25 protein-coding genes are annotated in these 26,192 nt (G+C 75.8%); 13 read left to right on the plus strand and 12 right to left on the minus strand.

What is annotated here, in order from left to right; translation table 11 throughout:
• The 3 genes from ftsL to mraZ all read right to left on the minus strand — a co-directional run.
• A partial coding sequence (ftsL, locus tag ACFQH9_RS29065) for a cell division protein FtsL (protein WP_379571109.1) occupies window positions 1-569 on the minus strand: 569 nt, incomplete at its 3' end.
• Window positions 570-606: 37 nt separating this feature from the next.
• Window positions 607-1,584 carry a 16S rRNA (cytosine(1402)-N(4))-methyltransferase RsmH gene (gene rsmH / locus ACFQH9_RS29070; RefSeq protein WP_379571111.1) on the minus strand — a complete coding sequence of 326 codons (978 nt, stop codon included), beginning with the start codon at window positions 1,582-1,584 and terminating at the stop codon, window positions 607-609.
• Window positions 1,585-1,902: 318 nt separating this feature from the next.
• On the minus strand, window positions 1,903-2,334 hold the full coding sequence (gene mraZ / locus ACFQH9_RS29075; protein WP_345379203.1) for a division/cell wall cluster transcriptional repressor MraZ: 432 nt from the start codon (window positions 2,332-2,334) through the stop codon (window positions 1,903-1,905).
• Between the two features lie 474 nt (window positions 2,335-2,808).
• On the opposite strand from mraZ, the gene ACFQH9_RS29080 reads away from it, so the two are divergent.
• The 3 genes from ACFQH9_RS29080 to ACFQH9_RS29090 are packed head-to-tail and all read left to right on the plus strand — an operon-like array spanning window position 2,809 to window position 7,383.
• Window positions 2,809-3,789 (plus strand): AAA family ATPase, encoded by a 981-nt coding sequence (locus tag ACFQH9_RS29080; RefSeq protein ID WP_379571244.1) that lies wholly within the window; start codon window positions 2,809-2,811, stop codon window positions 3,787-3,789.
• A 26-nt stretch (window positions 3,790-3,815) separates the two neighbouring features.
• Window positions 3,816-5,039 carry a DUF58 domain-containing protein gene (locus ACFQH9_RS29085; protein WP_379571113.1) on the plus strand — a complete coding sequence of 408 codons (1,224 nt, stop codon included), beginning with the start codon at window positions 3,816-3,818 and terminating at the stop codon, window positions 5,037-5,039.
• A gap of 46 nt (window positions 5,040-5,085) precedes the next feature.
• Window positions 5,086-7,383 carry a transglutaminaseTgpA domain-containing protein gene (locus tag ACFQH9_RS29090; protein WP_379571115.1) on the plus strand — a complete coding sequence of 766 codons (2,298 nt, stop codon included), beginning with the start codon at window positions 5,086-5,088 and terminating at the stop codon, window positions 7,381-7,383.
• A 207-nt stretch (window positions 7,384-7,590) separates the two neighbouring features.
• On the opposite strand, the gene ACFQH9_RS29095 is transcribed toward ACFQH9_RS29090, so the two are convergent.
• Both ACFQH9_RS29095 and ACFQH9_RS29100 read right to left on the minus strand, forming a co-directional pair.
• Window positions 7,591-7,983: a DUF3040 domain-containing protein gene (locus ACFQH9_RS29095; protein WP_379571117.1), complete on the minus strand. Its 393-nt coding sequence runs from the start codon at window positions 7,981-7,983 to the stop codon at window positions 7,591-7,593.
• 230 nt (window positions 7,984-8,213) lie between these two features.
• Window positions 8,214-8,993 carry a class I SAM-dependent methyltransferase gene (locus ACFQH9_RS29100; protein ID WP_379571119.1) on the minus strand — a complete coding sequence of 260 codons (780 nt, stop codon included), beginning with the start codon at window positions 8,991-8,993 and terminating at the stop codon, window positions 8,214-8,216.
• A 58-nt stretch (window positions 8,994-9,051) separates the two neighbouring features.
• On the opposite strand from ACFQH9_RS29100, the gene ACFQH9_RS29105 reads away from it, so the two are divergent.
• Entirely contained in the window at window positions 9,052-9,873 is an 822-nt protein-coding gene (locus ACFQH9_RS29105) for a ParA family protein (protein ID WP_379571121.1), read from the plus strand.
• Window positions 9,874-9,939: 66 nt separating this feature from the next.
• Here the strand turns inward: ACFQH9_RS29105 and ACFQH9_RS29110 are convergent, their stop codons facing one another.
• Together ACFQH9_RS29110 and ACFQH9_RS29115 are read right to left on the minus strand one after the other, a co-directional pair.
• Window positions 9,940-10,347: an SAV_6107 family HEPN domain-containing protein gene (locus ACFQH9_RS29110; protein ID WP_379571123.1), complete on the minus strand. Its 408-nt coding sequence runs from the start codon at window positions 10,345-10,347 to the stop codon at window positions 9,940-9,942.
• A 123-nt stretch (window positions 10,348-10,470) separates the two neighbouring features.
• Window positions 10,471-10,794, minus strand: coding sequence for a hypothetical protein (locus ACFQH9_RS29115; protein WP_379571125.1), 324 nt, complete (start codon window positions 10,792-10,794; stop codon window positions 10,471-10,473).
• Window positions 10,795-11,350: 556 nt separating this feature from the next.
• On the opposite strand from ACFQH9_RS29115, the gene ACFQH9_RS29120 reads away from it, so the two are divergent.
• Both ACFQH9_RS29120 and ACFQH9_RS29125 read left to right on the plus strand, forming a co-directional pair.
• Window positions 11,351-11,950 carry a GNAT family N-acetyltransferase gene (locus ACFQH9_RS29120; RefSeq protein ID WP_379571127.1) on the plus strand — a complete coding sequence of 200 codons (600 nt, stop codon included), beginning with the start codon at window positions 11,351-11,353 and terminating at the stop codon, window positions 11,948-11,950.
• A gap of 164 nt (window positions 11,951-12,114) precedes the next feature.
• On the plus strand, window positions 12,115-12,741 hold the full coding sequence (locus tag ACFQH9_RS29125; RefSeq protein ID WP_379571129.1) for an LppM family (lipo)protein: 627 nt from the start codon (window positions 12,115-12,117) through the stop codon (window positions 12,739-12,741).
• Between the two features lie 19 nt (window positions 12,742-12,760).
• On the opposite strand, the gene ACFQH9_RS29130 is transcribed toward ACFQH9_RS29125, so the two are convergent.
• Window positions 12,761-13,675 carry a methylenetetrahydrofolate reductase gene (locus ACFQH9_RS29130; RefSeq protein ID WP_379571131.1) on the minus strand — a complete coding sequence of 305 codons (915 nt, stop codon included), beginning with the start codon at window positions 13,673-13,675 and terminating at the stop codon, window positions 12,761-12,763.
• 92 nt (window positions 13,676-13,767) lie between these two features.
• On the opposite strand from ACFQH9_RS29130, the gene ACFQH9_RS29135 reads away from it, so the two are divergent.
• The 4 genes from ACFQH9_RS29135 (at window position 13,768) to ACFQH9_RS29150 (ending at window position 19,046) form a co-directional block, all read left to right on the plus strand.
• Window positions 13,768-14,862, plus strand: coding sequence for a polyprenyl synthetase family protein (locus tag ACFQH9_RS29135; RefSeq protein ID WP_379571246.1), 1,095 nt, complete (start codon window positions 13,768-13,770; stop codon window positions 14,860-14,862).
• A gap of 7 nt (window positions 14,863-14,869) precedes the next feature.
• Window positions 14,870-16,375, plus strand: coding sequence for a phytoene desaturase family protein (gene crtI, locus ACFQH9_RS29140; RefSeq protein WP_379571133.1), 1,506 nt, complete (start codon window positions 14,870-14,872; stop codon window positions 16,373-16,375).
• A 129-nt stretch (window positions 16,376-16,504) separates the two neighbouring features.
• Window positions 16,505-18,127 (plus strand): polyprenol phosphomannose-dependent alpha 1,6 mannosyltransferase MptB, encoded by a 1,623-nt coding sequence (gene mptB / locus ACFQH9_RS29145; protein WP_379571135.1) that lies wholly within the window; start codon window positions 16,505-16,507, stop codon window positions 18,125-18,127.
• Window positions 18,102-19,046, plus strand: a complete 945-nt coding sequence (locus tag ACFQH9_RS29150; protein WP_379571137.1) for a phytoene/squalene synthase family protein — start codon at window positions 18,102-18,104, stop codon at window positions 19,044-19,046. Before mptB ends, ACFQH9_RS29150 begins: the two co-directional genes overlap by 26 nt.
• Window positions 19,047-19,097: 51 nt before the next feature.
• Here the strand turns inward: ACFQH9_RS29150 and ACFQH9_RS29155 are convergent, their stop codons facing one another.
• Window positions 19,098-19,463, minus strand: coding sequence for an Rv2175c family DNA-binding protein (locus tag ACFQH9_RS29155; protein WP_379571139.1), 366 nt, complete (start codon window positions 19,461-19,463; stop codon window positions 19,098-19,100).
• Between the two features lie 75 nt (window positions 19,464-19,538).
• Here ACFQH9_RS29155 and pknB point away from each other — a divergent pair, with 75 nt between their 5' ends.
• Complete coding sequence (gene pknB, locus ACFQH9_RS29160; RefSeq protein ID WP_379571141.1) at window positions 19,539-21,329, plus strand: Stk1 family PASTA domain-containing Ser/Thr kinase; 1,791 nt, start codon at window positions 19,539-19,541, stop codon at window positions 21,327-21,329.
• Between the two features lie 55 nt (window positions 21,330-21,384).
• On the opposite strand, the gene ACFQH9_RS29165 is transcribed toward pknB, so the two are convergent.
• Both ACFQH9_RS29165 and ACFQH9_RS29170 read right to left on the minus strand, forming a co-directional pair.
• Entirely contained in the window at window positions 21,385-22,773 is a 1,389-nt protein-coding gene (locus tag ACFQH9_RS29165; RefSeq protein WP_379571143.1) for a class II 3-deoxy-7-phosphoheptulonate synthase, read from the minus strand.
• An 84-nt stretch (window positions 22,774-22,857) separates the two neighbouring features.
• A complete protein-coding gene (locus ACFQH9_RS29170) occupies window positions 22,858-23,346 on the minus strand; it encodes a polyadenylate-specific 3'-exoribonuclease AS (RefSeq protein ID WP_379571145.1) in 489 nt (162 codons plus the stop codon).
• 168 nt (window positions 23,347-23,514) lie between these two features.
• Here ACFQH9_RS29170 and ACFQH9_RS29175 point away from each other — a divergent pair, with 168 nt between their 5' ends.
• Entirely contained in the window at window positions 23,515-24,831 is a 1,317-nt protein-coding gene (locus ACFQH9_RS29175; protein ID WP_379571147.1) for an ABC transporter substrate-binding protein, read from the plus strand.
• 15 nt (window positions 24,832-24,846) lie between these two features.
• Here the strand turns inward: ACFQH9_RS29175 and ACFQH9_RS29180 are convergent, their stop codons facing one another.
• The gene (locus ACFQH9_RS29180; RefSeq protein WP_379571248.1) at window positions 24,847-25,560 is read right to left on the minus strand and encodes a lysophospholipid acyltransferase family protein; all 714 of its coding nucleotides are present in this window, start codon (window positions 25,558-25,560) and stop codon (window positions 24,847-24,849) included.
• Between the two features lie 146 nt (window positions 25,561-25,706).
• Between ACFQH9_RS29180 and ACFQH9_RS29185 the strand changes: the two genes are divergently transcribed.
• Window positions 25,707-26,189 carry a hypothetical protein gene (locus ACFQH9_RS29185; RefSeq protein ID WP_379571149.1) on the plus strand — a complete coding sequence of 161 codons (483 nt, stop codon included), beginning with the start codon at window positions 25,707-25,709 and terminating at the stop codon, window positions 26,187-26,189.
• Window positions 26,190-26,192: the final 3 nt, after the last annotated feature.

Consider the following 26,192-nt stretch of genomic DNA (forward strand, 5'->3'; position numbering starts at 1 on the left):
GGCGCCGCCGGGGCGGGCGTCGCGGGCCGGGTGGCCGCGGACGGCTCCCCGACGACGGTGACCGCCCCGTCCGGCGCCACGACGAGCCGGGCCGGGTCCTGCACCGGGACCATGCCCAGCTCGGCGGCCCGCTGCGCCAGCGCGGGCGCCGACTCCATCGCCGCCACCTCGCGGTGCAGCCGCTCGCTCCGCTCGGTGAGGTCGCGGGCCGCCGTCCGGGCGTCCTGCAGGGTGTAGGAGTCCGCCGCGGCGGCCGTGGACAGCCACAGCGTGAGCACCAGGGCGGTCGCCAGCAGCGCCATGATCAGCAGGACGAACTGCGCGCGCCCGCCGGTGGTGGTCCTCTGCCCGGCGCGGGGCGTACCGCCCAGCCGCCGGGTCCGCTGGTCGCGCCGGGCGTACGCGGCCTTCGCCGCCCCGGACCCGCGGCGCTGCGCGGGGACGGTGACGCTCCCCCGCTGGGCCGGGATCCGCCGGGCCGGGGCCTCCCGGGTCGACCCGGTCCGCTCCCAGTCGACCGACACCGAGGGACGACGGGTGCGCGTCCGGTCCGCGACCGGCGCACTCACGCCGCACCCCCGATGACGCCCTCCGAGTAGCTGCGGATCATGCTGCGACCTCCCGGATGCGTTCGGCGGCCCGGCACCGCACGGAGGCGGCGCGCGGGTTGTCCTCGATCTCGTCGTCCGTGGCGACCTCGGCCCCACGGGTCAGCAGCCGCAGCTCCGGGCCGTGGCCCGGCAGCTCGACCGGCAGGTCCACCGGGGTCCGGGAGGTCGCGCGGGCGGTGAGCTCCCGCTTGACCAACCGGTCCTCCAGCGAGTGGTAGGCGAGCACGACGATCCGCCCGCCCACCGCCAGCGAGTCGAGCGCGGCCGGCAGCGCCGTCCGCAGGGCCTCGAGCTCGCGGTTGACCTCGATCCGCAGCGCCTGGAACGTGCGCTTGGCCGGGTGCCCCCCGGTCCGCCGGGACGCGGCGGGCACGGCGTCGTAGAGCAGCTCCACCAGCTCGGCGCTGCGGGTGAACGGCGCCTGCTGCCGGCGGCGCCCCACGGCGGAGGCGATGCGCCCGGCGAACCGTTCCTCCCCGTACTCCCGGAGGATCCGGGTCAGTTCGGGCACCGGGTAGGTGTTGAGCACCTCGGCCGCGGTGAGCCCGGTGGTGGGGTCCATCCGCATGTCGAGGTCGGCGTCGCGGGCGTAGGAGAAGCCGCGCTCGGCGGCGTCGAGCTGCAACGAGGACACCCCGAGGTCGAACAGGACCCCGTCGACGCGCGGAAGCCCCAGCTCCGCGAGCACGTCGGCGATCCGGTCGTACACGGCGTGCACCAGGTGCGTCCGGTCGGAGTGGGCGGTCAGCCGCCGCCCGGCCAGCTCGAGCGCCTGCGGGTCCCGGTCGAGGCCGACCAGGGTCAGCCGCGGGTGCGCCGCCAGCAACGCCGCCGAATGGCCGCCGAGGCCCAGGGTGGCGTCCACCAGCACCGCCGGCCGGTCCCGGAGGGCCGGCGCGAACAGCTCGAGCACGCGCGGCAGCATGACCGGCACGTGGGAGTGCGGACCCGGTTCGTCCTCCGTGGTGGACACCTGGTCACCTCCCGCCGCGCCCCCGGGTCCCGCGCCCGCACACGAGACCGCCCTGCATGCACAGCGGCCCGGGACCCGCCGGCGTCCCGAGCCGCTGCCGTCCCGCTCCAGCTCCCCAGCCTGGCGGGTGTGGTACCGCTGTGTCTCGCCGCCGTCCCCACCTGGACGCCGTGCGGCCGCCCCGCTCCGACGGACCTGGCACCGGGGAAGGTGCGCCAGGGCCGTCGGGCCGGGAGGGCCCTTCACGGCGTCCGGGTCGGGACGGCGACGGTGTCGCGTGTCGAAGAACGTGGACCGGTCCGCGCCCGGGAAGCGGGCTCAGATCAGTCCGGGCAGTACCTCCTCCTGCGCCTTGGCGTAGTCCTCCTCGTGCCGCTCCTGGTACTCCTGCCAGGACTGCGCGTCCCAGATCTCGACGCGCGTGAACGCGCCGATCACCACGCACTCCTTGGTCAGTCCCGCGTACCGGCGCAGCTCCGGGGCGATCGCGATCCGGCCCTGTCCGTCGGGGTTCTGCTCGTCGGTGCCCGAGAAGAGACTCCGCTGGAAGGCACGGGCCGACTCGCTGGTCAGCGGCGCCGAGGCGACCTTGGTGGCCATCTCCGTGAAGGCCTCGCGGGTGAACACGTAGAGGCAGTGGTCCTGCCCTTTCGTGACCATGCACCCGCCCCGCAGTTCGTCCCGGAACTTCGCCGGCAGCGTGAGCCGCCCCTTGTCGTCCAACCGTGGGGTGTAGGTGCCGAGGAACACCCGCCCCACCTCTTCTCGGAGCCCCGTCTCGCTCCAACGGCCGCCACATTACCCCACTTCCCCCCACCGTCAACTCGAACAGACCCCTGCCGGGGCCTCCGTTTGGCGTTTCTGCAGGTCGGATGACGTGGGGCGCGGTGGGGGGCGATCGACTTTCCCCGGATCGGGTGCCCGCGCCCCACCGGGACCTCCGGAACAGAACCGCAGGTCAGAGCTTCGACGACCCGGAGGTGGGGAACCGCGGGGCGAGGGGTGGGGAACGGTGGGGGCCTGCGGTGGGGGCGGGTGGGGACCGGGGCGGGACCCCGGACGGACGCCGCGCCCGACGTGCCCGTGACACGTCCGGGGGACGCGCCTCGCACCCGTTTGACAGACTGGGGAGCAGACTTTCCGCAGTTCCCCGTGTCCGCCCCGTCCGCGGACGCCCACGACACAGGAGCAGGGTTGACCACCAGCAGCCGTCCGGGCCCGCCGGTGACCGGTGAGGGTACCCCCGAGCCCCCGCCGCTGGGTGCCGTCGCCGACCTCACCGCCCGCATCGCGCAGAACGTGCAGCGGATCATCGTGGGCAAGCCGGAGGTCGTCCGGCTCGCCCTGGTCACCCTCCTCGCCGAGGGTCACCTGCTGGTGGAGGACGTGCCGGGGGTCGGCAAGACGTCGCTGGCGAAGGCGCTGGCCCGCTCGCTCGACTGCTCGGTCAGCCGGGTGCAGTTCACCCCGGACCTGCTGCCCGGCGACATCACCGGCATGTCCGTCTACAACCGGCAGACCGGCGAGTTCGAGTTCCGCCCGGGCCCGGTGTTCGCCAACGTCGTGATCGCGGACGAGATCAACCGCGCCTCGCCGAAGACGCAGTCGGCGTTGCTGGAGTGCATGGCCGAGCACCAGGTGACCGTCGACGGCGGCACCTACGGGCTGGCCAGCCCCTTCCTGGTCGTCGCCACCCAGAACCCGGTGGAGATGGACGGCACCTACCCGCTGCCCGAGGCGCAGCGGGACCGCTTCACCGCGCGGATCAGCGTGGGCTACCCGGATCCGGCCGCGGAGCTGGCGATGATCGACGAGCACGCCGGCGCGGACCCCCTCGACACCCTGCGCCCGGTGGCCGACGCCCGCGCCGTCCGCTCGGTGATCGAGGCGGTGCGCCGGGTCCGGGTCGGCGCCGAGGTCCGGCAGTACTGCGTCGACCTGGTCGGCGCCACCCGCCGGCAGCCCGAGCTGCGGCTCGGCGCCTCCCCCCGCGCCACCCTGCACCTCGTGCGGGCGGCGCGGGCACAGGCCGCGCTCGCCGGCCGCGGCTACGTCGTCCCGGACGACGTGCAGGCCGTCGCCGTCCCCGTCCTCGCCCACCGGCTGACCGTCGCGCCCGAGGCGGGCGCGTCGCGGGTCACCGCCGCCGACGTCGTCCGCGGGTTGCTGTCGCGCCTCCCGGTGCGGGCCCCCTCGCGGGCGTGACCCCGCGCCGGTCCGTGGGTCGGTCCGTGGCCCGCACCTCCGGGTTGACGGTCCGGGGGCGCAGCCTCCTGGCCGGCGGCGTCGCGACCGCGCTGTGCGCCGTGGTCCTCGACGAGCGCGACCTGCTGCGGGTCGGGCTGGTGGTGTGCCTGCTGCCGCTGGTCTCGCTGCTGCTGGCCGTGCGCACCCGCCGCGCGGTTCGTGCCGCCCGCACCCTGCTCCCGGGGCGCACCGCCGTCGGCACGCCCGTCGAGGTGGCGCTGGAGCTGCGGGGCGGGCCGGTGCTCGGTGCCCTGCGCCTCGCCGACACCGTGCCCGACGCGGCCGGCCCCGTGCCCTCGACGCCGCCGCGGTTCACCGTGCACCGGATCGGCGGCCGCGGTGCCCGCGTCACCTATCCCCTGCGGCCCGTGCTCCGCGGGGCGCACCGGGTCGGCCCGCTGACCGCTCGGGCCGTCGGTGCGCTGGGGCTGGCCGAGTTCACGCGCGAGATGCTCGGACCGGACCGGCTGCTGATCGTGCCGCGGGTCGTCGGGCTGCACGGGGCGCCGCGGGCGCTGGGCAGCGGCGAGGGCCTCCCCGGGGCCGCGGCCCAGCAGGGTCAGGGCAGCCCGGACGTGATGGTGCGCAGCTACCGGCAGGGCGACGAGCTGCGCCGGGTGCACTGGAAGAGCACCGCCCGGCACGACGAGCTGATGGTCCGCCTCGAGGAACGGCCGTGGCACGCCGGCGTCACGGTGCTGCTGGACCGGCGCGACGCGGCCCACCGCGGCCACGGCGCCGGGGCCAGCCTCGAGTTCGCGGTCACGCTGGCGGCCAGCATCGGCGCGCACCTGCTGCGCCGGGGCGAGCCGGTCGAGGTGGTGACCGAGGACGGCGCGCCGGTCGCGGCGACCGAGGGCCTCGACCCGCTGCTCGACGGGCTGGCCGTGCTGCGCCCCGCCGCCCGCCCCGACCTGTCCGGCCCGTCCACCGCGGCCGGCCGGGACGTCGTCGCCGTGCTGGGGGCGTGCACGCCCGAGCAGGCCGGGCAGCTGGCCGGCCGGCACCCCGGCGGCGGGTACGCGGTGCTGCTCGACGCCGCGACCTGGGAGGACACCGGGGAACGGGCGGCCGATCCGGCCGCCGCGGCCGAGGTGCTCCGCCGCGCGGGCTGGCACGTCACCGTCGCGACCGCGGAGCACACCCCGGAGCAGGCGTGGGCGGCGCTGGTCGCCGGCAGCCCCGTGGGCACGGGAGGTGCGCGGTGAGCGCGCACCGCCGTGCGGCCCGGTCGGTCCTGCGGGAGGGCCGGCGATGAGCGCCCCGACCGCGGTCCGCCCGGCCCCGCCGGCCACCGCTCCCCCGCCCGACCGCCCCCGCGTCCGCTGGGTGGCGGCGGTGGCCGCCGGCCTCGCCGTCCTGCTCGCCGGCACCTGCCTGGTCGCGGTGGTGCAGGGCGGGACCTGGTTCGCCGACGCCGCCCTCGCGGTGGGGGTCGTGGCCGCGCTCGGGGTGGCGCTGCAGCGACTGCCCGGGCCGGCCGTCGCGCTCGGCCAGCTCGTCGGCGTGCTCCTGCTGCTCACCGGCCTGTTCGGCGACGGCGCGGTGGCCGGGTTCCTGCCCGGCCCGGCGGCGTTCGGCGCCTTCGGCGACCACGTCGCCGAGGCCGCCGCGCAGATCGACTCCGGGGTCGCGCCCGTCGTCCCGGCGCCCGGGATGCTGTTCCTGATCACCATCGCGTTCGGCGTCCTCGCCGTGATCGTGCACGCGGCCTCGGTGACGGCGGGGGCACCGGCCGCGGCCGGGGTGCCGCTGCTGTGCCTGGTCGCGGTGCCCGCGGCGCTCTCCGAGACGCTGCTGCCGTGGTGGGCCGTGGCCTGCGCCGTCGCCGGGTACGGCCTCCTGCTCGTCGCGCGCGACGGCGCGGGCCGGCGCGGGAGCGCCCTGGTGACCGGCGGGATCGCCGTCGTCGCGGTCGCCGGGGTGCTCGGGTTGCTGCTCGGCAGCGCGGCGACCGTGGTGGGCACGGCCGGGCGGTTCGTGAGCGGCGGGGCCGGCGGCGGCAACGGCGGGGCGATCGGGCTCAACCCGTTCACCTCGCTGCGCGGCCAGCTCACCCAGAGCGAGCCGATCGAGCTGTTCCGTACCACGGGCCTGCCCCGGCCCACCTACCTGCGCGCGCTGACCCTCTCCGACTACCGCGCCAACTCCGGCTGGCAGGCCGCCACGCCCCGCCCGGGCGTCCCGCTCGCCGGGCCGCTGACCGAGGACCCGGCCGACGGCGAGCGCGTCCGGGTCGCGGTGCAGAACGTCGCCTTCCGGGACTACTGGCTCCCGCTCTACGGGCAGCCCGAGTCCGTGACCGGCGTCGACGCCGACCGGTGGGCCTACGACCGCAGCAGCGGGATCGCCTACACCCAGCGCCCGCGCGAGGAGGAGGCCTGGCAGGAGACGGCCGTCCTGCCCGCGCCGTCGGCCGAGGAGCTGCGCGCCGCCGCCGGCTCGACCCGGGTGGACCCGGTGTACCGGGACACCACCGGGGTGGACCCGCGCGTCGCCCGGATCGCCGCCGACGTCACCCGCGATGCCGCGACCCCGTTCGACAGGGCGATCGCGCTCGTCGAGTACTTCACCGGGCCGCAGTCGCAGTTCCGGTACAGCCTCGAGACGGCAGCGGGCAGCGGGGACGACGCCCTCGTCGACTTCCTCACCGTCGGTCGCGCGGGCTACTGCGAGCAGTTCGCCTCGGCGATGGCCGTGATGCTGCGGACGCAGGGCGTGCCGGCGCGGGTGGCCGTCGGGTTCACCGCCGGGACCGAGGGCGACGGCTACCGCAGCGTCAGCACCCGGGACGCGCACGCCTGGGTGGAGGCGTGGTTCCCCGGGTACGGCTGGACGACCTTCGACCCGACCCCGCTGACGGACGGCCGCACCGTCGTCCCGCCGTACGTGCTCGAGGCGGTGGCGGACGCGCCGCCGGGCGCCGAGCAGCCCGCCGCACCGGAGCAGGAGGTCCCGCAGCCGCAGGTGCAGGCCGAGGCACCGCAGCCCACACCGGAACCGCCGCCCGTCGACCTGCCGCAGGCGGAGCCGACGACGGCCGACGAGGGCGGGGGCGTCCCGGTCCTCGTCCCGCTCGTCGTGCTGCTGGTGGTGGCGCTGCTGGCCGGCCCCGCCGTCGCGCGCCGGGTGCTGCGGAAGCGCCGGCTCGCCGCGGCCGCCGCGGGTGGCCCGGGCGCCGGCCGGGCCGCGTGGGAGGAACTGCTCGCGACCTCGCGGGACCGGGGCTCGGCCGTGTCCGACGGCGACACGGTCCGCGGCACCGCCCGGGCGATCGTCGGGGCGCACGAGCTCGACGGGCCCGCACACGACTCGACGCGGGAGGAGCTGCGCGAGGTCGTGCGGCTGGTCGAGGCGGAGTGGTACGGCGACGAGCCGCCGGCGGCAGGTGCCCTCACCGGGCCCGTGACCGCCGTGCTGGCCGCGCTCGACGGCTCCGGACGGCGAGGCTGGCGGACGTGGGCGCGGACCCTGCTCCCCCGCTCCCTGCTGACGACGATCGGGGCCTGGGCGGCGAAGGAGCGCACTCCCACCCCCACCCCGAGTGCGTGAGCGGGTGGGGTGTGGTCACCGCGTTGTGGAGCCAGAGCGTGCTGAGGGAGGCGGGCAGCGAGCGTCAGGGAGCCGTAGCGTGCTCGGGGACGCCGCCGGCCCGCGTGCGCGAGCCCTCACGGACCTCGCCCTCCGGCACGCGAACGAGAAGAGCCGCGACCCGTCGGGGGCGCGGCTCTCGCTCGTGGTCGAGCTCGGGGTCGGGGCTCACTCCTGTTCGAAGCGGCGCCGGAAGCGCTCCTCCATGCGACCGGTGAAGCGGTTCTTGTCCGGTTCGGCCTGCTTGTCGCCGGAGGCGCCGCCGGACTTGGCGGCGCCGCGGGCGCTGAGCGCCAGCATCGTGCCGCCGAGCATGGCCAGGAAGCCGACCACGCTGACGATGGGGACCGCGCCGACGAGGTCGCGGAGCGGGGCGACCGCCACACCGACGACGAGCAGCACCAGGCCCACCGCGAAGAGCGCGATGCCCTGGAGCCGCCGGCGCCGACTCGGTTTGCGCAGCTTGGAGCCGCGCACGGTCGAGGCGAACTTGGGGTCCTCGGCGTAGAGAGCACGCTCGATCTGTTCGAGCAGGCGCTGCTCGTGCTCGGAGAGGGGCATGACGTCCTCCGGCACAACGGTCACGGAATGCCCCGCCAACCGTGGTGCGCGGGTGGCGGAACGAGCGCCCGGGATGGGCGTCTGACCAAGAGGATACGAGGCAAAGCGCTGGTCCACTACCCGGAGGTCACAACCCGGACGGACCGATCTTCGAACGGCCGTCCACACCTGACCGAAGGTGATGCGTGTCACCTCTTCGCTCCTGGTCAGCCGCCCTCGGTCACGGGTCCTCAGGGCGCGAGGGCCCGGGCCAGGACGTGCAGTCGCGCCGCCACCTCGCGCAGGGCCGGGACCCCGGCGGCGAGATCCTCCAGCTCGGCGGCGCCGCGCAGGGCCGTCGGGCCGCCGTCCCGCACGGCGTGCGGCAGCCAGGCCTCGAGCAGCCCGTCGCCCTGCACGAGCTCGACGCGCAGGCGGCGGGTGCCCTCGAGCAGCGCGGTGACGGTCGGCCCGTCGAGCCGGCGGCGGAGGGTGTCCTCCGGGCCGTAGCGCCCGTCCGGGTCGGTGAGGACGGCCCGCGCCTCCTCCAGGCGCCCGGCCAGGACGTGCCAGAGCACGGCGGCGTTCCGACTGCTGGCCAGCACCGACACCGCCGCGCCCGGCGCCGCGACCGCCGCGAGGGAGGCCGCCGCCCGCGCCGGGTCGTCGACCACCTCGAGCAGCCCGTGCCCGAGGACGAGGTCGGCGCCGCCCGAGTCGATGAGGTCGGCCACGACCTCCGGCAGCTGGTCCGCGTCGCCCTGCACCGGCGTGACCAGCGCGTGCACCTCTGCCTCGCGCGCGCGGCGCTCGAGCGCGGCCAGCGCGTTGGGGCTGACGTCGACCACGGTCACCGCGCACCCCGCCGCGGCCAGGGGCACGGCCCACGAGCCGCTGCCGCCGCCGACGTCGACCACCCGGGGCCTGCCGTCGGGCCGGGCGGCCCGCGCCCGCTCGACCTCCGCGTCGAGGACACGGCGGACCGCCCCGCCGTCCACGGTTCCGGGACGCTCGCCTGCCGCCGCGTTCACACGCGCAGCCTAGTGGCGCCCGCACGGGCCGGGGCGGCGAGACGGTAGGTTGATCGCCGTGCAGGTCGTCGCCACGCTGAGCCTGAAGGGCGGGGTCGGCAAGACCACCGTCGCCCTCGGTCTCGCCGGCGCCGCGCTGCACCACGGGATCCCCACGCTCCTGGTGGACCTGGACCCCCAGGCCAACGCCACCATCGCCCTGGACGTCGAGCCCACGACGGGCACGGTCGCCGACGTGCTGGACGAGCCGAGCCGCTCCGTGCTGCGCCGCGCCATCGCGACGAGCGCCTGGGGCGAGGGGCTGGACGTGCTGGTGGGGTCGGAGCAGAACGAGCGGCACAACCACCCGGACCCGAGCACGAAGCAGCTCGAGCGGCTGGCAAGGGCCCTCTCCCGGCTCGACGACCCCGACCTGGGCTCGAGCCTCGGCCGCACGGACGAGAAGCCCGGCGAGCCCTACCAGCTCGTCATCATCGACTGCCCGCCGTCGCTGGGCCAGCTCACCCGCAGCGCCCTGGCCGCCGCGGACCGGGCCGTCCTCGTGACGGACCCGACGATGTTCGCGGTCTCCGGCGTGCAGCGGGCCTTCGACGCCGTGCAGGCCGAGCGCGAGCGCGGCAACCCGGACCTGCAGCCGCTCGGCGTGCTGGTCAACCGGGTGCGCCCGCGGAACGCCGAGCACGACTACCGGATCGCGGAGCTGCGGGAGCTCTTCGGCCCCCTGGTGTTCGGCAGCGTGCTGCCGGACCGCTCGGCCGTGCAGCAGGCGCAGGGCGCCTGCCTGCCGATCCAGTCCTGGAACACCCCGGGCGCCCGCGAGGTGGCGGCGGTGTTCACCGCCCTCCTCGGCCGGCTGCTGCGCTCCCGCTCCCGCACCTGACAACGGGGCCGAGCCACCCGGGCCGAGCCACCCCGACCTCGGGAGACCGCGCGCAGCGGCGCGCGCTCACCGGTCGACGAGCAGCTCCCGCACGATCTTCACGAACTGCTCGGCCTGCCGCAGCAGATCGTCCGCCTCGCGCCGGCTCACCAGCCGCGCGATGCCCGCCTCGGCGGCCGCCCGGGTGTCCGAACAGGACGCGAAGAACGCCGCCCACTCCCCCAGCTCCGGTGCGATGTCCCCGAGCAGCTGCCACACGCTGCGCGGCCGGCCGCGCCGCTGCTCCGGCACCGCCCGCGCGGCCAGCACGGCCGCGCCGGCCCGCAGCGCGGCGAGGTAGGCGGCCGGGTAGCGCACCAGCGGCTCCGGTGCGCGGTAGCCGTCCGCCACACACTCTGCGGCCTGGCGCAGCAGGCCCAGTGCCGCCCTGGACACGGGCGCGGCCGGTGCCCGCTCGCTCGTCGTGATCGTCATTCCCGTTCCTCCGGTCCTCACGCTCGCCCTGCACGCCGGCACCACTGCGGGCCCGTGCGTCCTGCCCCGTGCGCCCGGCGGCCGCACCGCCGGCCGGCACCCTCGGCTCGTGTCCATCCGCGCTCACCCGGCCTCGGGCACGCGCACGAGGTCCCAGACCCCGGGGCCGGCGCGCATCCGCAGCACGAACTCCCGGGCCGGCTCCTGCGGCGACTCCGCCGACCGGGCCTCCACCCGCCAGCAACGCATCTGGTCGCCCCCGATCGGCATCGGAGAGGGGAACGGCCACGGCGATTCCTCGATCCACCGCTCGCGGATGTCCGTGACCAGGTACCGGGACCCGCGGCGGGCGGGCCGGCGTTCGAACTCCACCGGCTCGCCCCCGAGCCAGCGGACCTGGACCGGTGCGGGCTCGCGGGGCCCGAACACCCGGGAGAAGGTGCTCACGGAGATCACTCCCCTTCCGGCCGGCTGGGATCCGGCTGGACACGAGCACCGGCCCGCGCCGGTGCGGGCCCGGCGGGGGTCGGTACGGACAGCGCAGACCGACCCGAGGGAGGGGTGCTTCCCCCACCCCGCCCCCGGGGTCGACCTGGATCGAACATGTGTTCGACTTCCCCAGTGAAGCGTGTCCGGCCCGGGGCGTCAAGTCGTGCCGCACCACCGTGGAGGTGCCCCCGCGAGCCGCCGCTCGGCCCTCCCGGGCCGCCGGCCCGACCCCTCCGCGACCCTCCGCCCGGCCCCTCCGCGACCCTCCGCCCGGCCCCTCCCCGACCCCTCCGCGCGGTCCCTCCGCGACCCCTCCCCGCCCGGGCCGCCGTCGCCCGCAGAGCCCGGTGTCCGCCGCAGAGACCGGTGTCCGCCGGCCCTCCTCCTACCGGTGACCACCGACGGAACCGGACGTCCCGGGCGACGGACGGGTGCTCCCGCCGTCGGCGCCTGCCGGAGGTTGCGTCGCGTGGTGAGATGACGGCATGAGCCGCCCGCGCCCGCAGCCCCGGCGATGACCGCCGCGCCCGCCCGGCCGCGGCTGGTCACGCTGTCGTCGGTCGAGCTGGCCGACCACCTCGGCGAGGCGCTCGACGTCTACGTCGCCGCCATGGGCTACCCACCCGGCACCGCGCGCCAGCGGCGCAACCTCTGGCTCGAGCACACGCGGCGCGCCGGCTGGCGGTGCGCCGGCTGGATGGACCCCGGCGGCCACCTGATCGGGATCGCCTACGGGTACTCGGGCGGCCCCGGGCAGTGGTGGTTCGAGGAGGTCCGCCGCGGGCTGGCCGCGCGCGGCGCCGCCCGCGACCCCGCCCAGCCGGACTGGCTGCACGACTACTTCGAGCTCACCGAGCTGCACGTCCGGCCCGACGCACAGGGCTCCCGGCTCGGCGAGGGCATGCTGCGCGCGCTGCTCGACGGCGTCCGGCACCGGATGGTCCTGCTGTCCACACCGGAGTACGCGCCGCGCGCCCCCGGCCGGGCGTGGCGGCTGTACCGCAGGCTCGGCTTCGAGGACGTGCTGCGCGACCACCGCTTCACCGGCGACAGCCGGCCCTTCGCCGTGCTGGGCCGGACCCTGCCGCTGCCGCCTCCGCCCGACCGCGGGTGAGTCCGGCCCGTCGGTGCACGGTCCCGACACCGGGCGATGGCACGATGTCCGCCGTGCAGTCCCCGCCCGCCCCCCGCCGTGATCGGCACCGCGATCGACACCGTGATCGGCACCGTGGTCCACGCCGCCCCGCGCGCCCCTCCCGGTTCCGCCGCGTCGTCTCCGTGCTCCTGCTCGTGGCCACCGCGGTCGCGCTGCTCGGCGGGTGCGCGCGGGTCCGGGCGGCCCTCGCCGTGCAGCCGGACGACACCGTGACCGGCGAGATCGTGATCGCCACACCCGAGAAGGGGCCGGACGACACCGGGCCCGCGATCACCGTGCCGCCGGACCTGGAGTCCGACGTGGACGTGTCGGAGTACCGGCAGGACGGCTACACCGGGTCCGTGCTGCGCTTCTCCGGGCTGACGTTCGACCAGGTCGGACACCTCACCGCCGCCGGGGGCCAGGCCGGCGAGCGCGCGCACCTCACGATGCGCCGGGCCGGCAACCGGATCGTGCTCGAGGGCGCCGCCGACCTCACCACGGTGCCCGTGGACCGCGCCGACTTCCAGCTCAAGGTCAGCTTCCCGGGCGAGGTCCTGGACACCAACGGCGACTCCGAGGCGGGCACGGTGAGCTGGACCTTCACCCCCGGCGAGGTCGGCGACGTCAACGCCGTGGTGGCCTACGACGACCCGCAGGCCCCCTCGGCCACGGCCTGGACCGCGGGCCTCGCGGTGATCGTGCTGGGTGCCGTCGCGGCCGTGGTCGTGCTGGCCCGGCGCACCCGCAACCCGCCGGTGCGCCGGTAGTGCGCGAGCTCGGACGAGGTCAGGAGGCGACGGGCCGGCGCGCCAGCCCCAGCCGCTCGACCAGCTCGGCCGTGGCCAGTGAGCGGTTGAGCGTGTAGAAGTGCAGCCCGCGCACGCCCTCGCCGAGCAGCTTCCGGCAGAGCTCCTCGGTGAGGTCGAGCCCGGCGGCGCGGAACGCGACCGGGTCGCCCGCGTAGGGCTCCAGCCGCTCGGCCAGCCCGGGCGGCAGCGGCGCGCCGGACAGCTCGGGCCCGCGGCGCAGCGTCTTGACGCTGAGCAGCGGCATGATCCCCGGCAGCAGCGGCACCTCGCAGCCGGCCGCGGCCAGCCGGTCCCGCAGCCGCAGGAACCCGTCCGGCTCCCAGAACAGCTGGGTGATCGCGAAGTCCGCCCCGGCGCGGATCTTCGCCAGCAGCCGCTGCAGGTCGCTGTCGAGGTCCACGGAACGCGGGTGGCCGTACGGGAAGGCCGCGACGCCCACGCAGAAGGAGCCGGACCGCTTGACCAGCCGGACCAGGTCGTCGGCGTAGGTGAGGCCCTCGGGGTGCGCCACCCACTCGCCCAGCGGGTCCCCGGGCGGGTCGCCCCGCACCGCGAGGACGTTGCGGATGCCGGCGGCCGCGTACGAGCCGATGACGTGCCGCAGCTCCTCGACCGAGTGCGAGACGGCCGTGAGGTGGGCCATCGCGACCAGCGTGGTGTCCGTGGCGATGCGGGCCGTGGTCCGGATCGTCCGGTCCCGGCTGGAGCCGCCGGCGCCGTAGGTGACCGACACGAACGCGGGATCGAGGGGCTCAAGGCGGCGGATCGCCTTCCAGAGCTCCGCCTCCCCCTGCTCGTCCGTGGGCGGGAAGAACTCGACCGAGAAGACGGGGCGGTCCGTGTCGATCCGGTCGATCACCGAGGTGCGCGGCTGCGCGGTTCGCGTGGTCACCTGTTCAGCCTACGGTCGTGCGTCGGCGCGCCCAAGGTGCGTCCCGCCGATACCCTCGCCGGGTGGTCCATCCCTCCGCGCCCGCGAACGTCCTGCCGAGCCCGGCCCCCGAACCCGAGGGTGCCGCCGAGCTCCGGGCGGAGGTGGAGCAGGCCCTGGAGGAGTACCTGCTGCGCCGCCGCGAGGACGCCGCCGCCATCGGCCCGGTCTTCGCCGAGGCCGTCGACTCGCTCGTCCGGTTCGTCCTGAGCGGGGGCAAGCGGATCCGCCCGACCTTCGCGTGGTGGGGCTGGCGGGGCGCGGGCGGTGACCCGTCCGACCCGCAAGCGCCCGCCGTGCTCCGGGCGATCAGCGCGCTGGAGCTGATCCAGGCCTCCGCGCTGGTGCACGACGACCTGATGGACGCCTCGGCCACCCGGCGCGGCCGGCCGACGGTGCACGTCGAGTTCGCCGGCCGGCACGCCGACGCCGACTGGTCCGGCCCGCCCGCCCGCTTCGGCGCGGCGGCCGCGATCCTGCTCGGCGACCTCGCCCTGACCTGGGCGGACGACATGTACCACGACTCCGGGCTCGACGCGGAGACCCTGCTGCGGTGCCGCGACCCGTGGCGCGGCATGCGCACCGAGGTCCTCGGCGGGCAGTACCTGGACGTGCTCACGCAGGCGACCGGCGACGCCTCCCCCGGCGCCGCGCTGCGCATCGACCGCTTCAAGACCGCGGCCTACACGGTGGAGCGCCCGCTGCACCTGGGCGCGGCCCTCGCCGGGGCACCCGAGCGGCTCGTCGCCGCCTACCGGCGGTTCGGTGCGGACATCGGCGTGGCCTTCCAGCTGCGCGACGACCTGCTCGGGGTGTACGGCGACCCCGAGGTCACCGGCAAGCCGGCGGGCGACGACCTCCGCGAGGGCAAGCGCACCCTGCTGGTGGCGCTCGCCCTGGAGCGGGCCGCGGAGGGGCCCGCCCGCGACGCGATCACCGACGCGCTGGGCGACCCCGACCTGGACCCCGCGGCCGTCGAGCGGCTGCGCGACCTGTTCACCGACCTCGGCGCCGTGCAGGCCGTCGAGCAGCGGATCGCCGCGCTGACCGGGGCCGCGCTCGACGCGCTCACCGCCGCGGACATCGCGGAGCCCGCGGCGACGGCGCTGCAGGAGCTGGCCGTGCGCGCCACCCGCCGGCACCGGTGACGCGCCGGTGAGACGTCTGGACGGGCCCACCGACCACGTCGTGGTCGTCGGAGCCGGGCTCGCGGGCCTGTGCGCGGCGCTGCACCTCCTCGGCGCCGGCCGCCGGGTCACCGTCGTGGAGCGCGACGCCCACCCGGGCGGGCGCGCCGGCCGGTTGGACCTCGAGGGCCCCTCGGGGACCTATCTGGTCGACACCGGGCCCACCGTGCTGACCATGCCGGAGCTGCTCGACGAGGCGCTGGGCGCGGTGGGCGACTCGCTGGCGGACCGGCTGGACCTGGTCCGGCTCGACCCGGCCTACCGCACCACGTTCGCCGACGGCACCACGATCGACGTGCACACGGACGCCGAGGCGATGGCGGCCGAGGTCCGCGCCACCTGCGGCCCGGAGTCCGCGGACGGGTACCGCCGGCTGCGCGCCTGGCTGACCGACCTCTACCGCGCCGAGATCGACTCCTTCATCGGCGCGAACTTCGACTCGCCGCTCTCGCTGCTCGGGCCCGACCTGGTCCGGCTGGCCGCGCTCGGCGGGTTCGGCCGGCTCGGCCCGCGGATCGCCCGGTTCCTGCCCGACGAGCGGCTGCGCCGGATCTTCTCCTTCCAGGCCCTCTACGCCGGGGTCGCCCCGGACCGCGCGCTCGGCGCCTACGGCGTGATCGCGTACATGGACACCATCGCGGGCGTGTACTTCCCGCGCGGCGGGATGCGGCAGGTCGGCGCCGCGCTGGCCGCCGCGGCGGTCGACGCCGGGGCCGAGCTGCTGACCGGCCGCGAGGTCACCGGGCTGGAACGGCGGGACGGGCGGGTCACCGCGGTCCGGCACGTCGAGGCCGGGTCGAGCGGTGCCCCCGAGCGGCTGGCCTGCGACGCCGTCGTCCTCACCCCGGACCTGCCGGTCGCCCACCGCCTGCTCGGCGGCGCACCGCGGCGGCCGGTGCGCGTGCGGTGGGCGCCGAGCGCGGTCGTCGCGCACCTCGGGGTGACCACCCCGCGGCACGAGCTCGCGCACCACACCATCTCCTTCGGGGCGGCGTGGGAGCGGACCTTCACGGAGATCATCGACGAGGGCCGGCCGATGAGCGACCCGTCGCTGCTGGTCACCCGGCCGACCGCGACCGATCCCGCGCTCGCCCCCGCGGACCGCGACCTGCTCTTCGTGCTGGCGCCGTGCCCGAACCTCGAGCGGGGCCCGCTGGACTGGGACCGGGTCGGCCCGGCGTACCGCGACGAGCTGCTCGGCGTGCTGGAGAAGCGCGGGATCACCGGGCTGACCGGCGACGTCGAGGTCTCCACCCTGGTCACGCCCGCGGACTGGGCCCGCCAGGGGCTCGCCGCGGGCACCCCGTTCTCGGCCGCGCACACGTTCGCGCAGACCGGCCCCTTCCGCAGCCGGAACCTGCCGCGACGGTTCGGCAACGTGGTGCTGGCGGGCTGCGGGACCACGCCCGGGGTCGGCATCCCGCCCGTCGTGCTCTCCGGGAAGCTGGCCGCCGCGCGCGTGACCGGGGCGTGACCGGGCCGTGATCAGGCGGGGTCCGAAGCGGACCGGGAGGCCGCCCGTGCGAGCATGGGCCCCGAGATGACCGCGCAGCCCACCCGACCGGCGACCGGACCGGAGTCCTCCGACCCGGCGGGATCCCCGGTGCCCAGCGACGTCCCCACGGCCACGGCCCTCGCCCCGGACGTCCGGGAGCGGGACTCGCCCCCGGCCGGTGCGGCGGCGCCGCGCCCCGCCCCCGGCGTGTGGTCCCGCCTGGGGAACCCCCCGCGCAAGCCGCTCTGGCTCGGCTTCGCGGCGTCGGTCGTGCTGCTGGTCGGCGGGGTGGGCGGCGGGGGTACCCTGATCCACGACCCGATCCTCACCAACGGCCCGTTCGGGTTCTGGCGGTTCGGCCACGGCAAGGAGCTGGCCACCGCGCTGATGTACGTCGGCGTGGTGCTGATGGCCTGGGCGTGGGTGCAGCTGGGCCGCGAGGTGCTCGCCCGCCGCATCGGCGGACGGGCGGTGCTCACCACCGCCGTGCTGTGGATGCTGCCGCTGCTGGTGGCCCCGCCGCTGTTCACCCGGGACGTCTACAGCTACCTGGCGCAGGGCGCGCTGCCGGTGTTCGGGTTCGACCCCTACGCGGTCGGCCCGGAGGCGATGCCGGGCGTGTTCACCGACAACGTCCACTACTTCTGGCAGGACACCCCGGCGCCGTACGGCCCGCTGTTCATCCTGATCGCGAAGGCGTGGGCCTGGGTGACCGTGCAGGCGGGCACCAACATGGTGCTCGGCGTGATCGGCATGCGACTGATCATGTGCGTCGGCCTGGTCCTGCTGATCTGGACGCTGCCGGAGCTGACCCGGCGCCTCGGCGGGCGGCCGGCGGTGGCCCTGTGGGTCGTCGTCGCCAACCCGGTCATGGTCATCCACCTGGTCGGCGGCGGGCACAACGACCTGCTGCTCGTCGGGTTCCTGGCCGTCGGCTGCCTGGCGATGCTGCGCGGCCGGCACGTCCTCGGCATCGCGCTCGTCACGCTGGCGATGGCGACGAAGGCCAGCGCGGCCGTCGCGCTGCCCTTCCTCGTGCTGATCTGGGCCGCGCAGCTGGAGGGCACGTTCGCGCGGCGGCTGGTGCGCGCCGGTGTGGCGAGCGTGGCCGTGTTCCTCGTGGTGTTCGCGGGCGTCAGCCTCGCCGCACGGGTCGACCTGGGCTGGCTGCCGGCGCTCAGCGCGCCGTCGATGATCGTCAACTGGCTGTCGTTGCCCACCGGACTCGGCGAGTTCGTGCACACCGCCCTCGGCGGCGTGGCGCCGCTGCCCAAGCAGCCCTTCATCAACGTCGCCCGGGTGATCGGTGCGATCCTCCTGGTGGCGATCGTCGCGACGCAGTGGTGGCGGGCCCGCGGCGGCGGCCCCGACGCCGTGCGCCGCGCGGGCATCGCGCTGCTCGCCGTCGCCCTGCTCTCCCCCGCCACCCTGCCCTGGTACCTGAGCTGGGGCATGGCGATCCTGGCGATGGTCCCGTGGAGCGCCCGCGGCCTGCAATGGCTGGTCTTCGGCTCGCTGTGGCTGATGATCGTGTACTACCCGAGCGGCGAGGCCGCGCTCTACAACTGGGGCTACCTCGCGGTCTGCGCGGTCCTGGCCTGGATCGCGGCCCGCTCGCTGCTGCGGCCGGACCCGCTGGGCTTCCGCCGTGCGAAGCCCGTCCCCGCCCGCACGTCCCTCCCCGCCGAGCCGCTCCCCGAGCCCGGTGCGCGCGCAGTCGGCGGCCGCTGAGCTCGACGCGGCGGGGATCACCGATCCCGCGCTGCGCCGCGCCTATGCCGAGTGCCGCGCGCTGAACGCCCGGCACGGCCGCACGTACTTCCTCGCCACCCGGCTGCTCACCCCGGACCGCAGGCCCGCGATCCATGCGCTCTACGGCTTCGCCCGGCACGCGGACGAGATCGTCGACGACCTCGGCGCCGGTGCCTCCACCGAGGAGCGCGAGGCGGTGCTCGACGAGCTCGGCGTCGACCTGGTCAGCGCCTTCTCCGGCGACGACCCGGGCACCCAGCCGGTGGTCACGGCCGTCGCCGACACCGTGCGCCGGTACGGCATCGACCAGCGTCTGTTCTCGCCGTTCCTCACGTCCATGCGGATGGACACCCACGTCACCGGCTACGCGACCACCGCCGAGCTCGACACCTACGTCCACGGCTCCGCGGCCGTGATCGGGCTGCAGGTGCTGCCGGTCCTCGGCGCGGCGGCGCCCGCGGAGGCCGCGCCGCACGCCGCCGCGCTCGGCGTGGCCTTCCAGATGACGAACTTCCTGCGGGACGTCGGCGAGGACCTCGACCGCGGCCGCGTCTACCTCCCGGCCGACGAGCTGGCCGCGTTCGGCGTGGACCGCGAGCTCCTCGTCTGGTGCCGGACCCGGCGGACCACCGAGCCGCGGGTGCGGCGCGCCCTCGCCCACCTGGTCGCCCGCACCCGCGCGGTGTACCGGCGCGCCGAACCGGGGATCGCGATGCTCGCGCGGGAGTCCCGGGACTGCGTGCACTGCGCCTTCACCCTCTACGGCGGCATCCTCGACGAGATCGCCGCCGCGGGCTACGAGGTGCTGCACCGGCGGGTCAGGGTCCCGCAGCGCCGCCGGCTGGCGGTGGCGGGCCCGGCACTCGCCCACGCCGTCTGGACCCGCCACCGGCCCTGAGGGGCCAGGGAAGCTCGGACGCCCGGCCGGGACGCGGGGTCGTAAACGGTGTCAGAACGCCATGGCCTGGGCGCGCCGCTTGATCTCGCGGTGCCGCCCGGCCCGGATGGCCGCGATCGGCGTGCCCGGCAGGCTGTCGTCCTCGGTGAACAACCAGCGGAGGATGTCCGCGTCGGGGTAGCCGCCGTCGCGCAGCACGGTGATCGTGCCGGACAGCCCCTTGACCACGGCGTTGCCGTCGAGGAAGTCGGCGGGGACGCAGACGGTGCCCTCGCGCTTCAGCGAGAGCAGCTGGCCGTCCTTGATCAGTTGGTGCACGCGGGTCCGCGGGACCGAGAGGATCTGGGCGACCTCGGTGGCGGGCAGGACCGCGACGTCCTCGGACAGGACGGCGCTCGCCCCGTTCGTCTCACTCACGTGCGTCACCATGCCACAGCGCGGGTCACCGAGGGGAGACACCGCGGGGAGGGAACCGGGCGGTACCGTCGGGGCGTGACCGCCCCGCCCGGCTCCCCCGGAGCCCTGATCGACGCGCGGTACCGGGTGGGACCCGTCCTCGCGCGGGGCGGGATGTCGACCGTGCACCGGGGGCTGGACACCCGGCTGGACCGGCCGGTCGCGATCAAGATCATGGACCCGCGGCTCGCGGCGGACCCGGCCTTCCGCGCCCGGTTCGAGCGGGAGGCCCGCTCGGCGGCGCGGATCGACCATCCCCACGTCGTCGACGTGCACGACCAGGGCCGGTGCACCCCGCCCGGCGGTGAGCCGACCCTGTTCCTGGTCATGGAGCTGGTCGACGGCGGCACCCTGCGGGACGTGCTGCGCCGCCGGGGTGCGCTCGGCGTGCCGGCGACCTTCGCGGTGCTCGAACCGGTCCTGGCGGGCCTCGCGCAGGCGCACCGGCTGGGCATGGTGCACCGGGACGTCAAGCCCGAGAACGTCCTGCTCGGCCGGGAGGGCGGCGTCAAGGTCGCCGACTTCGGCCTGGTCACGGCGGCCGCCGAGGCCGGCGTCAGCCACGCCGGGATGATCCTCGGCACGATGGCCTACCTGTCACCCGAGCAGGTCGCCACCGGCCAGGCGGACGCGCGCAGCGACGTCTACGCCGCCGGCATCCTGGGCTACGAGCTACTCACCGGGGCGCCGCCCTACACCGGCGACAACGCCCTCTCGGTGGCCTACCGGCACGTGAACGACGACGTCCCGGCGCCCTCGGTGATCGCGACCGAGGTGCCGCCCGAGCTCGACGACCTGATCCGCCGGGCCACCTCCCGCGATCCCGGCCGCCGCCCGGCCGACGCCGCGGCCTTCCTCGACGAGCTCGTCCGGCTGCGGGAGTGGCTGGCCGTCCCGCGGGTGCCGGTCCCGCTGCCGCCCCCGCCGCCGATCGAGGAACAGGACACGGTGCCGGCCGAGGGCTTCGTGCTGGAGGCATCGGCCGAGCCCGCCGGTCCCGGCGGGACCCGCGCGCTGACCCGCGGGGAGTTCCTCGACGGCCCGCCCACCGAGCGGGCGGGCCGGCACGGCACGGCCTCGGCGCCGCGCCCCGATGCCCTGCCGGACCACCGGATCGTCCGCCGACGCGGCCGCCGCCTGTTCGTCCTCTGGATCGTGGTCCTGCTGCTGCTCGGCCTCGTCGTCGGCGGGGCGGCCTGGTGGCTGGGCGCGGGCCGGTGGACCGCGATGCCCGCGGTCGTCGGCCTGGACCGGGCCGCCGCCGAGCGGCTGCTCACCGAGGCCGACCTGGCCTGGTCGGTCACCGAGCAGCACCACGACGCCGTCGCGGCCGACCGCGTGGCCGCCGCCGAGCCCGCCCCGGAGTCCCGGCTGCTGCGCGGCAGCCCCGTCACCCTCACGGTGTCCACGGGCCGCCCGGTGGTCCCGGCGATCGCCGAGGGCACCACGGTGGAGGCGGCACAGCAGACCCTGCGGGAGGCGCAGCTCACGCCGGCGACCTCGGCCTCCGCGGCGGAGTTCAGCAGCACGGTGCCGCAGGGCGCGGTGCTGCGCACCGACCCGCCGGCCGGCACCGCGCTCCCGATCGGCGGCTCGGTGACCCTCGTGCTGAGCAAGGGCGTGGAACCGCCGGCCGAGGTCGACGTCCCGCTGGTGATCGGCGACCGGCTGGACGAGGCCCGGGAGCGGCTCGAGCGCCGGGGGCTGGGCGTCGACGTCGAGCGGAGCTTCCCGTTCGGCCGGGAGAACCCGCGGGTGGTCAACCAGGACCCGAGCCCGGGGACGACGGTCGAGGAGGGCTCGACCGTCACGCTCACGGTCTTCTGACGGCTGTGCGCGGCAGGTGGCGCTCCCGCACCACCTGCCGCGCAGCTGCGGCGCGTCAGCCGCGCAGCATCTCCGCGACGAGGAAGGCGAGCTCCAGCGACTGCTGGGTGTTCAGCCGCGGGTCGCAGGCGGTCTCGTACCGGCCGGCGAGGTCGGTGTCCGAGATCTCCTGGGCACCGCCGAGGCACTCCGTGACGTCCTCGCCGGTGACCTCGACGTGGATGCCGCCAGGGTGCGTGCCGAGCGCACCGTGCACCTCGAAGAAGCCCTGCACCTCGTCGACGATCCGGTCGAAGTGGCGGGTCTTGTAGCCCGTCGTGGACTCGTGGGTGTTGCCGTGCATCGGGTCGCACTGCCAGATGACCTTGTGGCCGGAGGCCGTGACCTTCTCGACGATCGGCGGCAGCGCGTCGCGGATCTTGCCGTTGCCCATGCGGCTGATCAGCGTGAGCCGGCCCGGCTCGTTGCGCGGGTCCAGCCGCTCGACGTACTCCACCGCCTGCTCCGGCGTGGTGGTCGGGCCGATCTTGAGCCCGATCGGGTTCGACAGCAGCTCGGCGAAGGCGACGTGGGCGCCGTCGAGCTGGCGGGTGCGCTCGCCGATCCAGAGGAAGTGCGCGGACAGGTCGTACAGCACGGGGTTGTCCCGGTCGAGGTCCAGCCGCAGCATGGCCCGCTCGTAGTCGAGCAGCAGGGCCTCGTGCGAGGCGTAGAACTCCACCGCGTGCAGCTGGTGGTCGGTGACCCCGCAGGCGTCCATGAACCTCACGGCCCGGTCGATCTCCGCCGCGACCGCCTCGTACCGCTCCCCCGCCGCGGACGTGCGCACGAAGTCCTTGTTCCAGGCGTGCACCATCGCGAGGTCGGCCATGCCGGTCGCGGTCAGCCCGCGGACCAGGTTCATCGCGGCGCTCGCGTTGGCGTAGGCCCGGATCATCCGCGACGGGTCCGGGGTGCGGGCGGCCTCGTTCGGCGCCAGGGCGTTGACGATGTCGCCGCGGTAGGAGGGCAGGCCGAGCGCGTCCACGGGTGAGCTGCGCGGCTTGGCGTACTGCCCGGCGATCCGCCCGACCTTCACCACCGGCAACGACGCGCCGTAGGTCAGCACCACGGCCATCTGCAGCAGCGTGCGGATGGTCGCGCGGATGTGCGGCTCGGTGTTGTCGACGAACGTCTCGGCGCAGTCCCCGCCCTGGAGCAGGAAGGCCTTCCCGTTCGCGACGTCGGCCAGGCGCTGGGAGAGCCGGTCGACCTCGGGCGGCAGCACGACGGGCGGCACGCTCTCCAGCACCGTGCGGGTGTGCGTGACGACCGAGGGGTCCGGCCACTCGGGCTGCTGGGCGGCGGGCCGGGCGAGCGCGTCGTCCAGCCGGGTGCGGAGCTCACCGGGCAGCGGCGGCAGCTCCGGGAGGACGTCCACGGGGGCGTCGACGGACCAGTTCACGGTACGAGGGTATTCGGTCCGGCCGGGGAGGCCGCTCCCGGCACCCGTCCCGACCGGTCCCGGCGTCCGCTCCGCACGCTCCGCTCAGGGGGCCGGGACGGAGGTCTCGATGACCTGCCAGCGGCGCAGGTTGAGCCGGGCGTCGGCCAGCGCGTCGTGCGCGTCCGAGGTGGGCGGCGGCAGCGGCGGGCGGCCCGCGTCCTCCCACCGCTGGCGCAGCTCGCGGGTGAACCGCGGGAGGGCGCGGGGCAGGGCGGGCATGGCGCCCCACAGCTGGCAGAGGGCGACGTGGTCGTACGCGGCGATCCAGGCCCACAGCTCGACCTCGCCGGGCGCACCGGTGAGGAACTCCAGCAGCTCGCGGCGGATCGTGGCCCGGGACCGCCAGGCCTTGTCGGCGGGCGAGGGCAGCTTGGGCAGCACGTTGGCCCGCACCCAGGGACCGGCCCTGTCCGGGTCGAACTCCGTGGACACCGCGTAGAACTCGCGCCCGTCCTCGCCGACGACGCCGATCGACACCAGATCGATCGTCCTGCCGTCCTCGATGAACTCGGTGTCGTAGAAGAAACGCATGCCAACCCTTTCCGACCTGCCGCGACTCTACGTCGCCCGATCGGCGGGGCGCGCGCCGGGACTGCGCCGGACGGGCGAAGATGGGGGGGCACGGTCACGATCCGGACGCCCGGGACGACCTACCCACCGACCCCTGGCCTCGGTCAGCCGCCTTCCTAGCGAGATCCCATGCGCCGCTCCCGCACCGCCCTGCTCCCCGGGCTGGTCGTGCTGCTCTGTGCCGTGCTCGCCGCGGCGTGCGCGGGCCCGCCGCAGGCCCCCGCCACCACGGTGACCCTGCGGCTGTGGGACGACCAGGTGGCCAAGGCCTACGGCACGTCCTTCGCCGAGTTCGAGCGGCAGAACCCGGACCTCCGCGTCGACCTCGACGTCGTCCCGTACTCGGACTACTTCGTGAGCCTCAACGCGCAGCTCGCCAACGGCAGCGGCGACGACATCTTCTGGCTGAACTCGGCCTACTTCGGCGCGCTGGCCGACTCCGGCGCGCTGATGGACGTCGACCGGATCCTGCCCGGCCGCAGGCAGAACTGGGTCCCGGCCGCCGTCGACCAGTACACCCGGGACGGGGCGCTGTGGGGCGTCCCGGCGCTCACGGACGGCCGGATCGTCACCTACTACAACAAGAAGATGCTGGCGGACGCCGGCGTCGACCCCACCGCACTGACCTGGCACACCGACCCGGCGAAGGACACCTTCCTGCCGGCGATGCGGAAGCTGACGGTCGACGTGCACGGCCGGACCGCCGACCAGCCGGGCTTCGACCCGGCGAACGTGGCCCGGTACGGGTTCAACGCCGGCCGCGACCTGCAGGCGATCTACTACGACTTCGTCGGCTCCAACGGCGGGCGGTTCCAGAAGCCCGACGGCACCTTCGCCTTCGCCGAGCCCCCCTCGGCCGAGGCGTTCCGGTACCTGGTGGACCTGATCAACACCCATCACGTCGCCCCCGACGCCGACGACACCAACGTCAACCCCGACTACGGCCGGGACGCCTTCCTCGACCAGCGGCTCGCCGTGTTCCAGTCCGGCACCTACAACCTGCGCAACGTGGCCGACGGCGCGACCTTCGACTGGGGCGTGGCGCCGATGGTCGCGGGGCCGGCGGGCCGGGTCTCGGTGGTGAACAGCGTGATCGCGGCGGGCAACGCGCGCACCCCGCACCCCGAGGCCGTCGCGCGCGTCCTCGACTGGATCGGCTCGGAGCCGGGCGCCGACCCCGTCGGCGGGCGGGGTGCCGCGCTGCCCGCGGTGACGGGCTCGCAGCAGAAGTTCTTCGACTACTGGCGCGAGCGCGGCGTCGAGACGGGCTACTTCGGCAGCCTCGGCGGCTCGGCCACCATCGACCCGCCGCTGGGGCCGAAGTTCGGTACCGGCTCCCGGGCCTTCGACCCGATCCTCGGGGAGGTCTTCGCGGGACGGCTGCCGGTGGGGCCGGGCCTGCAGCAGGCGCAGGACGCGGCCAACGCCGCCGTCGCCGCGGGCTGAATCACCCCGAGCGGCTCAGGCCGCCGCTCTGCCCTGCTGCTCCTTCGCGGCCTGCGCGGCCTTCTCCTTCACCGACGCGGCGTACAGGTCCACGTAGGTCTGTCCGGAGAGCTCCATCAGCGCGTACATGATCTCGTCCGTCATGGACCGCTCGATGAACCGGTCCCCCGCCATGCCCTCGTAGCGGGAGAAGTCCAGCGGCGCACCGACCTTGACGTGGACGTGCCCGGGCCGCCACATCTTCGAGCCGATGGGGTTGACCTTGTCCGTGCCGATCATGGCGACCGGGATGACCGGCACGCCGGCCTCGAGCGCCATCCGCGCCACGCCGGTCTTGCCCTTGTAGAGCCGCCCGTCCGGCGAGCGGGTGCCCTCGGGGTAGATGCCGAGCAGGTTGCCCTCGCGCAGCAGCCGCACCGCGGTGTCCATCGCCGCCTGGGCCGCGTTGCCGCCGGACCGGTCGATCGGCACCTGGCCGACCCCGCTGAAGAACTGCTTCTTGACGAAGCCCTTGAAGCCCGGCTCGGTGAAGTACTCGCGCTTGGCGAGGAACGTGATCCGGCGCGGCACCTGCAGCGGCAGCAGGAAGGAGTCCGCCACCGCCAGGTGGTTGCTCGCGAGGATCGCGGCCCCCGTGGTGGGGATGTGCTCCAGGCCCTCGATGGTGGGGCGGCAGTACAACCGGAGCAACGGGCCCAGCAGGACGTACTTCGACCACCAGTACAGCACCGCGCTGGGCCTCCTCACTGCAAGGGAGCCCAAGCCTACGGAGCGTCGCGCGGTTGCGACAACAAGGGACTCCTCCGCCCGCCGCGGGCGTGTCCGTGTCAGGATGCACGGGTCTGTCCCCGCAGACCCCCGAGGAGGCCGCGAGCATGAGCACGGGCGAGCCGGAGGGTGTGCAGGGCGATCCGGGGCGGGAGGGTCGCCGGTCGGACCCGGACCCCTTCGAGCAGGTCGTGGCGTCCTGGAAGGCGGAGGGCACCGTCCCCCGCTGGCCCGGCGAGGAGCCGGACGACGCCGCGGAGGGCCGGGGCACGGAGGCCGGGCCGCGTCCCGCGGCCCCGCCGGCCCCGCCGGCCCCGGAGATCGACCCCCGGCTGGACCCGGAGGAGCACTACATCCCGCCGGATCCGCCGCCGCTGCCGCGGGTGGGGGCCGCGGTGGGCGTCGGCCTGGTGCTCGTGGTGCTCGGGATCGTGCTGGTCGCGGCGCCGCAGTGGATCGGCATGTCCTCGGTCTACGGGCTGCCGCTGGGCCTCGTGGCGATCGCCGGCGGCCTCACCTGGCTGCTGATGCGGCTGTGGCAGCCCGCCGACGAGGACGTGGACCCGTACGACGACGAGGGCACCGTCTGACGA

It is taken from the genome of Pseudonocardia lutea, assembly GCF_042658055.1.
Classification (GTDB): Bacteria; Actinomycetota; Actinomycetes; order Mycobacteriales; family Pseudonocardiaceae; genus Pseudonocardia; species Pseudonocardia lutea.

Excerpts from the sequence above, each read along its gene's own strand:
- ACFQH9_RS29185 (WP_379571149.1), top strand. The coding sequence starts at position 25,707 with ATGAGCACGGGCGAGCCGGAGGGTGTGCAGGGCGATCCGGGGCGGGAG.
- ACFQH9_RS29090 (WP_379571115.1), top strand. The coding sequence starts at position 5,086 with ATGAGCGCCCCGACCGCGGTCCGCCCGGCCCCGCCGGCCACCGCTCCC.
- ACFQH9_RS29110 (WP_379571123.1), bottom strand. The coding sequence starts at position 10,347 with ATGACGATCACGACGAGCGAGCGGGCACCGGCCGCGCCCGTGTCCAGG.
- ACFQH9_RS29120 (WP_379571127.1), top strand. The coding sequence starts at position 11,351 with ATGACCGCCGCGCCCGCCCGGCCGCGGCTGGTCACGCTGTCGTCGGTC.
- ACFQH9_RS29175 (WP_379571147.1), top strand. The coding sequence starts at position 23,515 with ATGCGCCGCTCCCGCACCGCCCTGCTCCCCGGGCTGGTCGTGCTGCTC.
- ACFQH9_RS29095 (WP_379571117.1), bottom strand. The coding sequence starts at position 7,983 with ATGCCCCTCTCCGAGCACGAGCAGCGCCTGCTCGAACAGATCGAGCGT.
- ACFQH9_RS29170 (WP_379571145.1), bottom strand. The coding sequence starts at position 23,346 with ATGCGTTTCTTCTACGACACCGAGTTCATCGAGGACGGCAGGACGATC.